Origin of the sequence: Shewanella sp. MTB7, assembly GCF_027571385.1 — a bacterium.
Lineage (GTDB): Bacteria > Pseudomonadota > Gammaproteobacteria > Enterobacterales > Shewanellaceae > Shewanella.
Genome location: NZ_CP085636.1, coordinates 2962402 through 2978148 on the forward strand (window position 1 = coordinate 2962402; position 15747 = coordinate 2978148).

The 15747-nt window shown below is 41.5% G+C and carries 10 protein-coding genes; 6 read left to right on the forward strand and 4 right to left on the reverse strand.

Going from position 1 to position 15747, the window contains the following annotated elements; translation table 11 throughout:
* Positions 1–116: 116 nt before the first annotated feature.
* Entirely contained in the window at positions 117–1574 is a 1458-nt protein-coding gene (locus HWQ47_RS12645; RefSeq protein ID WP_269971465.1) for an alanine/glycine:cation symporter family protein, read from the forward strand.
* 127 nt (positions 1575–1701) lie between these two features.
* Here HWQ47_RS12645 and HWQ47_RS12650 read toward each other — a convergent pair whose 3' ends face one another.
* The 3 genes from HWQ47_RS12650 to HWQ47_RS12660 are packed head-to-tail and all read right to left on the reverse strand — an operon-like array spanning position 1702 to position 6835.
* Positions 1702–4365, reverse strand: coding sequence for a M14 family zinc carboxypeptidase (locus HWQ47_RS12650; protein ID WP_269971466.1), 2664 nt, complete (start codon positions 4363–4365; stop codon positions 1702–1704).
* A gap of 2 nt (positions 4366–4367) precedes the next feature.
* On the reverse strand, positions 4368–5840 hold the full coding sequence (locus HWQ47_RS12655; protein WP_269971467.1) for an ATP-grasp domain-containing protein: 1473 nt from the start codon (positions 5838–5840) through the stop codon (positions 4368–4370).
* Entirely contained in the window at positions 5837–6835 is a 999-nt protein-coding gene (locus HWQ47_RS12660) for an ATP-grasp domain-containing protein (RefSeq protein ID WP_269971468.1), read from the reverse strand. Before HWQ47_RS12660 ends, HWQ47_RS12655 begins: the two co-directional genes overlap by 4 nt.
* A 214-nt stretch (positions 6836–7049) precedes the next feature.
* Between HWQ47_RS12660 and HWQ47_RS12665 the strand changes: the two genes are divergently transcribed.
* On the forward strand, positions 7050–8174 hold the full coding sequence (locus HWQ47_RS12665; RefSeq protein ID WP_269971469.1) for a M20 family metallopeptidase: 1125 nt from the start codon (positions 7050–7052) through the stop codon (positions 8172–8174).
* A gap of 85 nt (positions 8175–8259) precedes the next feature.
* Here the strand turns inward: HWQ47_RS12665 and adhE are convergent, their stop codons facing one another.
* Positions 8260–10860 (reverse strand): bifunctional acetaldehyde-CoA/alcohol dehydrogenase, encoded by a 2601-nt coding sequence (gene adhE / locus HWQ47_RS12670; protein WP_269971470.1) that lies wholly within the window; start codon positions 10858–10860, stop codon positions 8260–8262.
* Positions 10861–11231: 371 nt separating this feature from the next.
* Between adhE and HWQ47_RS12675 the strand changes: the two genes are divergently transcribed.
* The 4 genes from HWQ47_RS12675 (at position 11232) to HWQ47_RS12690 (ending at position 15732) form a co-directional block, all read left to right on the forward strand.
* Positions 11232–11864 carry a YchE family NAAT transporter gene (locus tag HWQ47_RS12675; protein ID WP_269971471.1) on the forward strand — a complete coding sequence of 211 codons (633 nt, stop codon included), beginning with the start codon at positions 11232–11234 and terminating at the stop codon, positions 11862–11864.
* A gap of 264 nt (positions 11865–12128) precedes the next feature.
* Positions 12129–13478, forward strand: a complete 1350-nt coding sequence (locus HWQ47_RS12680) for a DUF3422 family protein (protein ID WP_269971472.1) — start codon at positions 12129–12131, stop codon at positions 13476–13478.
* 250 nt (positions 13479–13728) lie between these two features.
* Positions 13729–14889 (forward strand): porin, encoded by a 1161-nt coding sequence (locus tag HWQ47_RS12685; RefSeq protein ID WP_269971473.1) that lies wholly within the window; start codon positions 13729–13731, stop codon positions 14887–14889.
* A 186-nt stretch (positions 14890–15075) separates the two neighbouring features.
* On the forward strand, positions 15076–15732 hold the full coding sequence (locus HWQ47_RS12690; RefSeq protein ID WP_269971474.1) for a response regulator transcription factor: 657 nt from the start codon (positions 15076–15078) through the stop codon (positions 15730–15732).
* The last annotated feature ends 15 nt before the right edge of the window (positions 15733–15747 follow it).

Here is a 15747-nt window from a genome sequence, read left to right on the forward strand (position 1 = left end):
TTCAATTTTGGCACATCGAGTATTCTTTGAACAAAATTGGAAGGCAAAATAAGTTAGTCGAATGCGATTAGATAAAAATAATTAGTTCGTGTTTGTCATAGGGATACAATCAGATTATGTATGAAAATTTAATAATGTCGATAGAATCGATGATCAATGCCATTAATGGTCTGCTTTGGGGCAGTATACTCATCTATGTGCTGGTAGCAGCGGGAGTCTTATTTACCCTACGTTTAGGTTTTATCCAGTTTCGGTTGTTCGGACATGGAGTAAAACTGGTTATTCAAGGACGAGATAAAACTGAAGGGATCTCCTCATTTCAGGTATTTTGTACTTCAATGGCTGCACGAGTCGGAACCGGAAACATGGCGGGGGTTGCGGTCGCAATTACTGTTGGAGGCGCAGGAGCTATTTTTTGGATGTGGCTTATCGCTATGCTAGGTATGGCTACTGCTTTTGTCGAGTCAACCTTAGCGCAAGTTTATAAGGTTAAGGACAGTGAAGGTCAGTATCGAGGTGGGCCCGCTTATTATATGGAGCTTGGTTTAGGTAAACGTTGGATGGGCACGATATTCTCAATATTGCTCATCATTGCATTTGGCTTTGCCTTTAATTCAGTACAAGCCAATACCATGACTGATGCATTAAATAATGCGTTTGGTTTTGATAAAACGATCATAGGTATCGTGATTGTACTTGCTTCTGCCTACATTATTTGTGGTGGACTAAAGAAAGTCGCTAGGGCATCTGAGATCATTGTTCCTATAATGGCGATTGCATACTTAGGTCTCGCTATGCTTGTACTTGTGATGAACATAGAACAAGTGCCAGCAGCACTATTGTTAATTGTTAAGAGTGCAATGGGTTGGGAAGAGGCCGCTGGTGGTGCGATGGGCGCCATGATGGCCGGTATTGCGCGTGGATTGTTTTCAAATGAGGCGGGTATGGGTAGTGCTGCTAATATTGCAGCATCGGCGACACCAAATCCAAATCACCCCGCATCTCAAGGCTTTGTGCAGATGATCGGTGTTTTTGTTGATACCATTGTGATCTGTACCGCTTCTGCTGCAATTATTTTACTTTCAGGTGTACTGAATAATTCTGATGGACAACAAGGTATTGGTTTACTGCAGTTAGCCTTAACAAGCCAGCTTGGGGGATGGTCTGCCTACTTCCTCGCATTTGCGATTATTTTGTTCTGTTTCTCCTCTATTATTGCTAATTATGGTTATGCTGAAACCAATGTGATGTTCTTAACGAAAAGCAAGAAGGTGCTATGGGTATTCCGTGGGCTAGTATTGGCTATCGTCATGGCGGGCTCTGTGGCGTCTCTTAGTTTAGTGTGGAACTTTGCTGATGTCTCTATGGGGTTGATGGCGTTGGTTAATATTGCAGCTATTGTCATGTTGTCTAAAGTGGCTTACGCGGTGATTCACGATTATGAACGTCAACTTAAGTTAGGTATTCCCCCGACATTTGATAGCAGTAAATTCCCTGAAATCAAAAATTTACAAGGAGGGATCTGGGCTAATGAAAAGCAAGTAATTCCTAAGAGTTCAACAGAAGTTAACTGATTGTCAGTTTAACTGGAGTATGTTTAGTTAGGAATTGTGTAATTTAAAAGAACCACGCCAAGAGCGTGGTTTTTTTGGTTAGCATAATCGGTGTCTGTTATTTTTATAACACTAAGATTAAGGCGTATTAATCACCTTCTCGATAGCGTTGTTCGTCCTCGTCTTGTGCTTCAAATTCATCATAAATAATCGGAGTAACGTTATCTGTACTGAATTTCAAGGTGGCGGGTTCGGAATAGTTAGGTACGTTATCGTAGCTAAATATAGAATAGTACTTAGGGATATTAGCATTACCAAAACGATCTAACGTATAGCCATCTTTACCCGCATACAACTTGACTCCATCGAAGGGAGAACGTGGTGGATGGAAGCTATTTCGCACCACATAAGTTCCTATACAGTCTTCACTATCAGGGTTATCCCAAGCTAACTTAACTAAACCATCCTCTAATTTGGCCTGGAAGTTTTCAGGGGGATCCAGCTGATGCTTGCGTCGTTCAATATATTCAATTACCAGTTGTGGGTAAACAGTGCCATCAGCTGCGAGTGTTTTCCATTGCACTGTAGCATCTTGTTGACGCGAGGCAGAGGTTGCTCTAATAATTAAATTGATCGGTTTGTCTGAATCATGCAGATCTTCTAAATGTTGACGAGCCGAGCTATCAAACATAAAAGTTTGCCTTGGTGTTTTAACCAAGTCGAGACTACTGACTTCATAGCCTAAGTACTCGATTAATTCAGTGCACTTTATGGTGTTGTAATTCAGTTCATCATTATCAATCATTGCAACGGTAAATCGCATAGGTTGTGAGATACCATTGGTAGTTTCGCTCTCTAATACAAAATATGCATCAGTTATCACTATATCAGTATGCGCGGAGAGTTGAGGCAGCATGAATTCTACATGACCATATATTCGCTCACCATTGGCATCAAAGCCACTTTGTAACTCTCCTTGAGTAAGCTCTATAGGGCTAACAGTGTGGCACATAGTGGCGTGACAGGTTAACGCAGTAGGTTGGCGATGATAGATAAGATCTAGGTTGGGTCGATAATGAATACCACCGCCAAAACGACCATAGCCGATATCAAATTGCATCATTTGAGAGTCGTTACCTTGGGGGAGACAATCTGGACCTTGGATGCGTAATAATAACCGCCCTTTTTCTAGCTGCTCTTGAATGAGCTGTTTTTCCAGAACACTGAAACGCCAATTTTTCCAGATCCCTTGGGTGAGTTGATCTGAATCGATAGCATCGCCCAATGTTTTTAACGCCACTGCATTATGGATTTGTTCAAAATCAGTGATATCTGATATATCATCTGGATTGAGAATGGATACTGACCATTCACCATAGTTTTCAATTTTTGCACCCACTCGATTCATCGGGTATAAAGAAAATATGGCATCTTTGATTATCGCATCGCTAGGGATCCGGCTCATATCATAGTCAATAACACCGTAGCAGATCCCTTTGGTTTTATTTACCCCGATAAATAAAGAGTTAAGACCAAAGTGCTCAGCATTTTGTGAGGTAAGGTACTCACCGATATAGCCGATTTTCTCGGGAGTTGGAAATAGTGTGAATGAAAACTCATCTTTTTCAAGGTTTGTTTTTATGATGACTTCAGGTGCAAATGGCGAGGTTACTCGGTTAACTCGGTTAACTTTACGTAAGTTGTAATAGTATCTATGTCCCGACTTAATTTGCTTATCGGCATATTCGCTTTGTGATGTAATGGCAATAAGGTTGTCACGGGTACAGGGATTTTTGGGGGCTTCACTACGATAAACCTGATAATAACAGCCATCATCTTCAGGGGGATGATCCCAAACTAGCTCGACCTGGTTAGCTGATATGTCTCGTACAGTAAAGTTTTCAGGTCGCTTAGGTGCTAAATTCGAATAGTTTATCGCACAGCTAAGTGCGTACAACAATGCTGGAATATTTTCATCAACACTTTGTGACATATTGACTAAATAATCAGGGATATTTCGGCTACCTACCTCGACAACTGCAGATAATATTCCTCGGTCGTAATAGTACTCGCGGCCGCTACCGTTGATCAAGTTTGCCGGTGGTTTTCCTCGGTGAATACCATACTGGCGGCGAGTGACTTTATGTATCTCTTTTGCCATATTAGCGCACATAATATTGAGATCTGTGCCTTCGATTTCAGATTCATGATTAAACTTATGGGCAGGGAAAAAAACATTGCCCTGAGAGTGGTAATCAAGCGCGACGGTTATATTGTTATGTTGCTCAACAAATTGCTTAATTGCTTGGGTTTCTGGTTCAGAAAAGGCTGCTGGACCCCCGTAAATATTTGATTGGGTGTTGGTCGATGGAAGGAAGTTAATCCCGAAATTACGATTTAAGTCGACCCCAAAGGTTCCATCACCATTATCACGCCGATTTTTACGCCAAAATGAGAAGTGATTACGGGAATACTCGAAACCATCAGGATTCAGACAAGGTACTATATACAGGGCATTGCGAGTCAGAGCTTCAACAACTTCGGGATTGCTTGGGTAGTTGTCCAATAAATATTGAATAAAATTAACCGCTAATTCGATTCCAATCCATTCTCTGGCATGTACCGTACCCGTATATAATAAGGCGGGTTTGAGATCGGCATAGGCTACATCTTGCGATATGGTTGCCATCATAATAGGTCGCCCTTCATGGGTGTCACCTATGCTCTGTAACCGGATTAAATCAGGGTATTTCGCCATCGCTTCTGTTAAGAAGTCAATAGTATCTTGGTAAGAAAGATATCGTTTTTTCATCTTTAAACCTCAACATTTGCATGCCAGTCGGCAAGGGTTATTTCAAGTTTTTTCTGTTTAAAATTTCGAAACCTTGTTAGTAGATGTGGAGCATTGTTTAGAGCGTGCAGCGTGCCTTCTACACTTAAAGTGTCAACAATCTCGTTAGCGAGAGATTGGCCAATCCCTTTTACACCCATGAAAAAATTAACTAATTGTTCATGTGTCATCGAAGAATTAATATTTTTTGAAGTGGGGCTATCTTTGTTATTGCTGAGTAAGCAGGCCTGTTGCTTGGAAACATCAACAACACTATGTTCTTCAATACCACTGTCCAGTTCTTCAATAGTGCAGTCCAATGCAGCATCTACATTTAGCTGTGCTAATGCACCACTTGGTTGATGAGATTGAATAACTAAACGCTTGTGCATGTCCTGAAAGTTCCATGCTGCGCTTGGCCACTCCTCTGTGGTTTGATTGTGTGTTTGTAAGAGTTGGTAACGTTCATCGGTTGGGGCATATTCACCGGTATCGGTCGAGAGATCTGGCTGACCAAAGGTAATATGGCGCATGGTTCGCAATAATGACGAGTCAATTTTACCTAGCTCTTGCCAGTTTTTATGAACAATGTAAGGCTTAGTGAACTTTTTAGGGGCTAATGACCACATCAAATACTGACCAATCCAGTCACGAATATAGGGAAAAGCTGCAAAAGCAGTAGCACACTCTAAAATGGTATATTCATCCTCTAAACTTACAGCAATATCACAAGCCCAGTATTCAGCATTAGCAGCTTTGGATGCCTTTACCGCTATTTCAAGGACTTTTTCAGGGATATCTTGATAGTCCATGCTACCGCCCTGGCTGGTATTGGTCAGCCATCCACCTGCCGGAGGACGACGCCAGAATGCGCAAATGGGTTGATGTCCGACTAACATGACTCGAATATCTGCTTTCATTGGCACAAAATCTTGAATATAAGCGGGGTAATAACGTTTTTCAGAAAATAGTCGTAATGCTTCTTCGACAGTGTCCACTTTATGGACGAAGTAACCACCATAGTTAGATGGGCCATAAGAACGTTTTACAATTTTTGGATAATCGGTATGTGTAAGGTATTCCAACGTTTCATCTACTTGATAAAAAATCTTAGTTAAGGGAACGGGGAGTTGGTACTTTTCACAGAAGTGTGTGACGTTTTCTTTGGATTTATTACTGAACTGAGTATCAAGGGAGGGAATAAATCTAACATTGGGCAGTTCACGGGCTATATCACGGAATGTTTCGTATGCAGTTGCTGGAATATTACCAATTAATACTTCAATATTTTTACGTTTTACTTCATTGATAAATCGCCGTTTATCATTACCCCAGTGATACACAACTTGTTCAATTTTGTCTGGCCATCCTTTAAAGTTAGAACAATTGAAAAAACGTAGCACGTGATCAAGATACAGCAGGCCAATTTTAGGCCTAGGTACATTTAGGGACGTCATACCGTTGGAACCTCAATGTGGAGAGATGGAGTCATCATAGGATCATGCAAGGAGGGCGCAATATCCGAAGATATGGCGTTTGGTTGCTTGCCTTTGTTGACGGTTCTATCAATGAGTTCAACTAAATATTTAACCTTAGTGTCATTAAAGTTTAGACCGAGTTGTTCCTGTTCTGGAGTGGCAAAAGCAGGAATGCCATTGACTTCAATGACCACGTATTGCTGGTATTCCATGTCATAGATGATATCGACTCCCGCAACTTCTAATCCAGTCACTTTCGCGGCTTTTAATGCCAGTTCAATCACCTCAGGTACGGGCTCACGCATTATTACGCTGCCACCACTGCATACGTTGGTTTTCCAACTTCCAGGTGCAGCCTTTCGGCCATAACAGGCGACAAATTTGTTATCTACTATGTCTACACGATAATCGGTAAAATCATTTTTGATCACCCGTTCTAAGTAAAATTGTGGTGCATGGTGCTGAGTAATATAGGGTGCTAGCAGATCAAGGTCTCGTTCGTTTTCTAACTTAATAATGCCTTTCCCCCCCCAGCCGTCAACAGGTTTACAAATGGCTTTTCCTTGCCAAAAACGCATATGCTCTTTGAGTTGCTCAATATTATGTTTACAGCAAACAATATAATCTGTAGTCGGAATGTTATTCTTTTTGAGTCGGTGTGCCGTGCGGAATTTATCTTCCGTCAGAGCGAATGAGTCATAGTTATTGATCATCGGCATCATGGTGTTAAGTGTTTGATACAGGTAGACCTGAAACGGTGATTGTTGTCCTGCGTTATAGGAAAAAAACAGATCTAGCTCATCTAAGCTATGTCCATTACAGAAAATATTACCGTCGTAGGCAAAGGCATGGGCTAGGTTTAGCCCGCCAACGGCTTCAATCTCTCTTTCTTGTAACTGCGCAACAATTTTGCGCTCAATTTCTTGCCCACCACTGTTTTCATACATCCACAAACCAATCCGATGTTTTGACATAGATAACTCCTTAAATTACGTATAGATCAAAAAATTGTCATTCAGCTATTGTTAATAAAACCAACGCGATAGTAATATGATTCATATCCTATCGATGTATATGTATGTGTATATGTATATATATATAAGTACGCTGATATGAACTGTGAGCTAAGTTGTAGATTTTAATTAACGATGACAGCTTTTTATTAAAAGCTGCACGAGGGATCAAGTAATGAGTTGTATTGATTTCACTGATTTAAAAGAGCTTGTGGAAATAAACTCCTGGACTATGAATAAGGAGGGTGTTGATCGTCTCGGCGAAAAGATGTCTAACTGGATGATGATGCTTGGATTTCAATCTGAAGTTTTTGAACGCAAGGAGATAGGGAATCATCTGTTGTTTTGTAGCCCAACAGTAAAAGATCAACCTAGACTACTCCTAATAGGACATTTGGATACTGTGTTTCCACCGGGAGTGTTTGAAGGGTTTAGTGAAGATGAACATTGGGTCTATGGACCGGGAACCTGCGATATGAAAGGCGGCAATTTTGTTGCGCTAAGTGCACTGCGTAACATAATGAAAAAGTCGGGTAAAATCTGTAATATTGACTTCTTCATGGTCAGTGATGAAGAGACTGGAAGTGATGACAGTAAACATATTACTCGTCAGCTAGCTAAAAATTATCAAGCGTGTTTAGATTTCGAATCTGCAGGTCCAGATCACGAAGTGGTTAATGGACGTAAAGGTGTTGCGACATATTGCATTGAACTTCAAGGTGTCGCAGCTCATGCTGGCAATAATTACCTTCAAGGAAGAGATGCTAATCTGGCTGCAGCAAAACTACTCATTTTATTGACTGAGCAAAGTAATATTGATGAAGGCACCACAGTCAATGTAGGGATAATAAACGGAGGAACGAGCACCAATACCATCTCCCCAAATGCAACATTAATGGTTGAAGCTAGATTTACCCAAGTAAGTGAGCAGCAACGCGTATTAAGCGCTATCTCCTCTGCGATTGAACAACATGGTGTAGAAGGGGTTACTGGTAAGTTAAGTGGTGGTTTGCAACGTGATGTCATGACGCCTTCACCCGAACAAGAACAATTCATTGATCTGATAGGAAAAATAATTGGCTACCCATTGAAGACAGAGCAAAGAGGTGGAGTTAGTGATGCCAATATAACCTCTGGCGCAGGTTTACCCACCCTTGATGGTTTTGGACCTTATGGGGATGGGGATCATACCGAGTTTGAACGGGCATCGAAGAGAAGCTTTAACCGAAGGATCACCGAAGTTACTGCGATTTTTCAGCATTTTAACCAAGGAAGTTTGTCCACTTTTGATTCGTTATAAGAGCCTATTTTCAAACAAGCTAAAACATAAACTGCCGAACAGAATTCAGTTCGACAGTTTATGTTAATAAATCAAATAAATAGAGTTACTTGTCGCTGTATTTATTGCCGTAAAAACTATCCAGCAGTACCTGTTTTAGCTCGGCAATCAGCGGGTATCTTGGGTTCGCTCCAGTACATTGATCGTCAAACGCATCTTCGGCTAATTCGTCAAGTTTAGCGAGGAAGTCGGCTTCGTTGACTCCAGCTTCTTGGATTGAAGCCGGAATGCCAATCGTCGTCTTGAGTTGATCAATTGCTTCGAGTAGTGCTTCGACTTTCTCTTCATCTGTATTTCCAGCTAAGTTTAAATGTTCAGCAATTTTGGCGTAACGGCAAAGTGCTTTAGGACGATCATATTGGCTAAATGCAGCCTGCTTAGTTGGCATGTCTGTCGCATTAAAACGGATGACATTGTTGATAAGCAGGGCATTTGCTAGGCCATGGGCTAGATGAAACTCAGCGCCGAGTTTGTGGGCCATAGAGTGGCAAACACCTAAAAAGGCGTTTGCGAAGGCGATACCAGCGATAGTCGCGCCATTGTGGACTTTCTCTCTTGCGACGGGAGCAGCAGCACCTAAATTATATGAATCAGGCAGGTGCTTAAACAGCAGATCTAGAGCTTGAAGTGCCTGACCATCACTGAATTCATTGGCCATTACGCTAACATAGGCTTCTAAGGCATGAGTTACAGCATCGATACCACCGAAAGCGGTGAGTGATTTGGGCATATTCATGACAAAGTTAGGATCGACAATGGCAATGTTAGGTGTGAGTTGATAATCAGCGATCGGATATTTCTTACCCGTTTTTTCATCAGTTACCACGGCAAATGGCGTTACTTCAGAGCCTGTACCAGATGTGGTTGGAATGGCTACCATCAGTGCTTTTACGCCGAGTTTTGGAAACTTGTAGATCCGTTTACGAATATCCATAAAGCGCAGTGCTAAGTCAGCAAAATCAACATCTGGATGCTCATACAGTACCCATATAATTTTAGCTGCATCCATCGGTGAGCCGCCGCCAAGGGCGATGATCACATCAGGCTGGAAGCTGTGAGCAACTTTAACCCCTTGCTGCACTATCGCTAGTGTTGGATCCGCTTCGACTTCATAGAATACTTCAGTCTCTAATCCCTGAGCCTTAAGGATTTTTAATGTTTCGTCACAATAACCGTTATTGAACAGATATTTATCCGTTACGATAAGCGCCCGTTTTTTATCACTGAGCTCCTCGAGTGCAATAGGCAAGCTGCCACGACGGAAATAGATAGATGAAGGAAGCTTGTGCCACAACATGTTTTCAGCCCTCTTGGCGACCATTTTCTTATTGATAAGGTGACTTGGCCCAACATTTTCAGAGATGGAGTTTCCTCCCCATGAGCCACAACCTAAGGTCAGTGAAGGGGCTAACTTGAAATTGTACAGATCGCCAATACCGCCTTGAGAGGCTGGAGTATTGATAAGAATACGCGCTGTTTTCATACGAAAACCAAAGGCCATTACACGTTCCGTTTGAGTATCTTGATCTGTGTATAAACCTGATGTGTGGCCGATACCACCTAGAGTGACTAAGGCTTCAGCTTTATCAAGGGCATCCTCAAAGTCATTGGCACGGTACATGGCTAACAGTGGAGAAAGTTTTTCATGGGCAAAGGCTTCGGCATCTGAAATCTCTTGTACCTCACCAATTAACACCTTGGTCCATTTGGGTACGGTGATACCGGCCATAGCCGCAATGGTGACTGCACTTTGTCCTACAATATCAGCATTTAACCCGCCATTTTTCAAAATAACGTCTTGCATAGCTGCGGTTTCATCTTTGTTTAAGATATATCCACCGTGGCTGGCAAAGCGCTCTTTGACTATGTCATAGATCTCATCAACCACCACAACGGCTTGCTCAGAGGCACAAACAACGCCATTATCGAAGGTTTTTGACATTAAAATAGAGCTGACAGCACGTTTAATATCGGCGGTTTCATCGATAACTATCGGTGTATTTCCTGCACCCACACCGATCGCGGGTTTACCGGAAGAGTAGGCCGCTTTAACCATACCTGGGCCACCAGTAGCCAAAATCAGGTTTATTTTCTCATGGGTCATTAGTAAGTTTGAGAGTGCAACACTTGGCTGGTCTATCCAACCTATGATGTCTTTAGGAGCGCCGGCTTCAACCGCTGCGTTTAGCACAATTCTGGCGGCAGTTGTTGTCGACTCTTTCGCTCTAGGGTGTGGTGAGAAGATAATGCCATTACGGGTTTTAAGGCTGATTAGCGCCTTAAATATGGCGGTAGAAGTTGGATTGGTGGTGGGGACAATACCGCAAATTAAGCCTACAGGTTCTGCAATAGTGATCGTACCGAAGGTGTGATCTTCACTTAAGATCCCACAGGTTTTTTCATCTTTATACTTGTTGTAAATATATTCAGAGGCGAAGTGGTTTTTGATCACTTTATCTTCAATAACGCCCATTCCAGTTTCATTGGCGGCCATCTTAGCTAATGAAATTCGTGCATCAGCAGCAGCTAATGCCGCGGCTCTGAAAATCTTATCAACCTGTTCTTGACTGAAGTTGGCATACTCTGCCTGAGCATCAGCGACGCGCTGTACAAGAAGATTTAATTCTTGTTGATTTGTCACAGTCATAGTGAGTTCCTTGAAAAAAATTTAGGCAAACCCTATTTGGCTAAATATTCTCCATGAAGAAAAATTACACTCAAATGACCCTATTAACCGTGATCTTTCTCACAACACGGATTGTATATGTAATTAAATAACGAATTTAATGACTTGTTTGCATATTGAACAAGTAATCGGTAGCGTGTTTTGTGTTCAATTTACTTTAAGGTGCTGAAGCGGTTTGGGGATAGACAAATATATTATTCGAAACTGTGAAATAGAGTAAAAAATCTTGTTTTTACCATGAGCAATCATAGGGTAAAGTAGCACCATTGTAGTGGTAGGCAAGCGATTAAATCACAGCCTCTGCTTTTTAGTATTTTTTCGAGGATAAGGACTTGGATTTAACACTGTATGTTAAATTTTTTCTGGGGTTAGTGGCCATTATAAATCCGATTGGATTGCTGCCAGTTTTTGTCAGTTTAACGAGCCATCAGACGGTATCTGAGCGAAATCAAACAGGGAAAGTGGCTAACTTTGCTGTCGTTGTGATCTTGCTTGTGACGATATTTGCAGGGCAACATATTTTGAATATGTTTAGTATCTCGTTATCCGCCTTTCGTATTGCCGGCGGTTCTTTGATCGCGATAATTGCCATGTCGATGCTTCAAGGTAAGTTAGGTGAGGTTAAACGCAACCAAGAAGAAGACAGAGAAGCCTCTGGTATGGAGTCTGTTGCTGTCGTGCCATTAGCGCTCCCCTTGATGGCAGGCCCTGGCGCGATTAGTTCTGTGATTGTCTCTGCTGCTGAAAACAATACCTTGATTAACCATATCGGCATGTCTATCACCGTTATCCTATTTGGCATAGTCAGTTTCATCTTGTTTAGAATGGCGCCGGTGATCTTTAAACTGCTAGGTAAAACTGGTATTAACGTTATCACACGTTTAATGGGTTTGTTGATGCTTTCGATTGGTATCGAAGTGATCGCAGCAGGCTTTAAAGGACTATTTCCAAGCTTAATTGGCTAGTTATAACCCTATCTAAAAACCGCACAACGTCAGTTTGTGCGGTTTTAATCTATTTTTTAATTCGTATACTCTCATCCTTGTTTTATCTCAGTGTTACTTTCACCGCTTAGTCTGTTGTTAATTCTATCTCCTATCCTCTATTGCCTGTCGTAAAGAATGAGAAGAGTCTAACTAAAGAAGGAAAGAAGCTGAGTTTAAGTGTGGATACACTAGCCAAAGGCAATTCAATGCATGGAACCGTTGAATAGGAAATTGGAGGGTGATGTGGAGCAAGTTAAGGAAAAGTCAGACACCAAGTTTGATAAGTTAATGCTTGGTGAGTCACCAGTATTGATCGGTCAAAGATCGATTTCTGTTTCCCCATTACGCCAACAACTTTCTCTGGAGCTGCATAGTCGGCCAGCTCCTAAAGTGAGTAACCCTACATCTGTCAGTCATGTCGCCATTCGGGTTAATCTAGAGGATCGTCAAAGAGAGTATCAACATCTTAGTTCATTCTGTCACCGATACAGTGTTAATCCACCTTGTATGGAGGCCAGTTGTTTTTTCCAGGATTTCGGTGGATTTGAATTGCGCTGGGAGAAACATCTTGAGTTCTCAACTTATAGTTTTATTCGTAAAGGACAGGGTAAGCAACTGTTCGATGGTTACAGCATTGAGAGAGTTCCCCAACATTGGTTTGACGATTTAGTTGGTGAACTGGTTTGCGCCATCAATTTGGTTTTTACTCAAGAGACACTTTCTGAACATGATATCTATCAGGGATTTGAGGGACAACAAGTGATAGGGAGTCGTGTTGCTGCTGGCCGTGCTCTTGTTTACTCTTCGTTCAGATTACACTCTGATGGTTTTAGCCGTACTCTCATACACAGTGAACAGCTTAATCGTCATCAAGCTGGAAGGCTTATCCAGCGAATATTAGAGATAGAAACCTACCAAATGTTGGCGCTGCTTAGTTTACCAATAGCACGTGAATTATCGCCAAAAGTATCAGAGATGGAACAGGAATTGGTGCAGTTAAATCAACAAATGGTCAATTTATCACAACATGATGACAGTGATATGCTCGATAGGTTATCACATCTAGCAGGGCAAACCGAACAGTTAATCGCCGATATTAGTTATCGATTTAGTGCGACCAATGCTTATTATGCACTTGTCTGTACACGGCTAGATCAACTCAACGAGCAGGATATTGTCGGTCTTGAACGCATCAATGAGTTTGTGACCCGTAGGCTAACCCCTGGGATCCGAACATGTCAGGCATTGAATCAAAGATTGGAAGATCTTACTCGCCGTATAGCCAGAGCAAGCAGTTTACTTAGAACGCGAGTCGATTTGAGTATTGAGCAACAAAATCAACAACTATTACATGCAATAAACCAGCGAGGTAAGATCCAGTTAAGATTACAACAGATGGTTGAAGGTGTGTCTGTTGCCGCCATGGCCTATTATTTGGTGGGATTATTGGAGTATATTTTAAATGCGTTTAATGCCAATGGTTATACACTGAACAAAATGATTTTAGAAGGGTTAGCAGTACCATTTTTTCTATTTTTTGCTTGGTGGTTATTCAGGTTCGCCATGGGGTATGTCAAAAAAGAGTCCGAATAGTGATGGCTAAACTGCACTAAGATACAGTGTTGAATATAATGACCTTAAGTGGTCATTTTTATGCTACTTATAGCATGCTCCTTTGGTACTCCTCCTATGGTTTCATTCCTCCTTTTAAGTTGTCCTCCTTTAGCTTTAAGCCTTTCGATTGCTACTAAATAATAATAATTTCGAGCCATTGTCCAATGTTAGCCATGACTAAATTATCTAATGATAGCTGCACTAATAATGAAGGAAAAGGTGTGAGAAGATGAATACACAAGCTAAGTTGAGTTTGATTAGTGTCGCTATCAGCATGACGGCATTTAATGCGAATGCCGCGCTCGAAATATATGAAAATGATGGCATGTCTTTTAGTGCAGATGGGCTAGTCAATGCTTTTTATGCAAATAGCTCGATAGAGAAGACTGATGCCGCTGGTGCCAAGTCAGATCGCGATCAGTCTCGTGTCCGAACGGGTTTTTTACCCAACAACATAGGTTTTAATTTCTCTAACCAACTCTCTGATATGAAGATAGGTATGCGATCCTCTTTTTGGGTATCGATTAGTGATGCCGATAATCACCGTGATGCTACACCTGCAGATCTTGGGACAGGCTCTTTGATCGATATCCGTCAATTTTACGGTACCGTCAGTGGTGATTGGGGTGAGTTATTAGTGGGTAAGGATTTTGGCTTGCTTAACCGCGCGAATATTTTAGGTGATGAGCTGTTACTGGGCTTTGGTCAGACATCGGATTTTTTTGGTCTTGTTGATGGCGGTAACGTTTCCTTTGGTAATATCAGTACAGGTTATACCTACCCATTTCCTAAACCTCAAATTACTTATCGCTCACCTGATCTTAGCGGGTTTAAGTTAGCGGTAGGATTGATGGATCCCAATAAAATGGCTGCAGACTCTTCAGAAGAGTTACCAAGGTTTGAGGCTGAACTCGTTTACAGCACGGATGTTGATAATGTAGGCCTTAAAGCTTGGGTCAGTGGTGCGATTCAATCGAGTGAAATTAATGACGATAAACAGAATCAATCGGGACTAGGTTATGGCGCCAACATTAAATTTTCTGGTATCGCTCTAACTGCATCAGGTTTTCAATCCAAAGGGTTAGGGCACATTGCTGGCCTAGATCATTTAGTGGGTGATGACTCTATAGAATCTGATGGTTACTTAGTGCAGGCAGCATATACATTAAACAGCAACCGATTTGTGCTTACTTATGGTGAGACCAAGGTTGAAAATACCAACAGTATTCTAGATGCGACCCATTCAAATGCCGGTATTGCCTATTTTAGAACAATACGACCAGGCTTAACGGGAGTGGTCGAATTCAATCAGACCAAGGCGGATGTAACTAATTCTTTGGTTGCGGAGGAAAATAACACCATCTCTATCGGAGCAGTGTTTACTTTCTAATAGTGACTAGGGGTCACTGAATGAAAAGTCATGGATGATTTTCATTCAGTCGCAGTACCAAAGGTAGACAGGTGATACGGCACTAAATAAGTCGCTGCCTACTACTAATGGATGAAACTTTGCTATTGTATTAAGTACTCAGTAGTTTAAATTGTGATATAGCTCAAATAATAGAGAGGCAGTGTCATGTACAAGGTCTTGATCGCAGATGATCATCCACTATTTCGAGATGCAATTGTGCATATTTTCGGGAGTCGATTTCCTAACAGTACGACTTATGAAACTGAAGATATCGCATCTACTTTAGAGTTTGCAAAAAACAATGATGATATCGATCTTATTTTACTCGATCTCAATATGCCTGGCATGTCAGGGCTCAATGGGTTACTTGATTTAAGTAATGAGTGTCCGACAACCCCCGTTGTTGTTGTATCGGCAGAAAATAAGAAGCAAGTGATCCTACAAACTATCGCCTATGGTGCAGTGGGATTTATTGCAAAGTCCTCATCTAAAGAGACCATTGCAGATGCGATTGCGACGGTGTTTGAGGGCAATATTTACCTGCCAGCCGATATTATTCGAAGTCAATCAAGCCCTAACTCTAAAAAAGAGTACCAATTATTGCCTGAGATGCTCTCATCATTAACTCGTCGTCAATTGATGGTATTGAAATGTATGACGAAAGGAGAGGCTAATAAGCAGATTGCCTATAACTTGAATGTATCTGAGACGACGGTGAAGTCCCATGTCTCCTCTATTTTAAAAAAATTGGGGGTGTCGAATCGAGTACAAGCAGTTGTAGGTTGCAGTGATATTGACTTTAATCAATATTTAAGACGTTAACTCGTTAAGTTAATG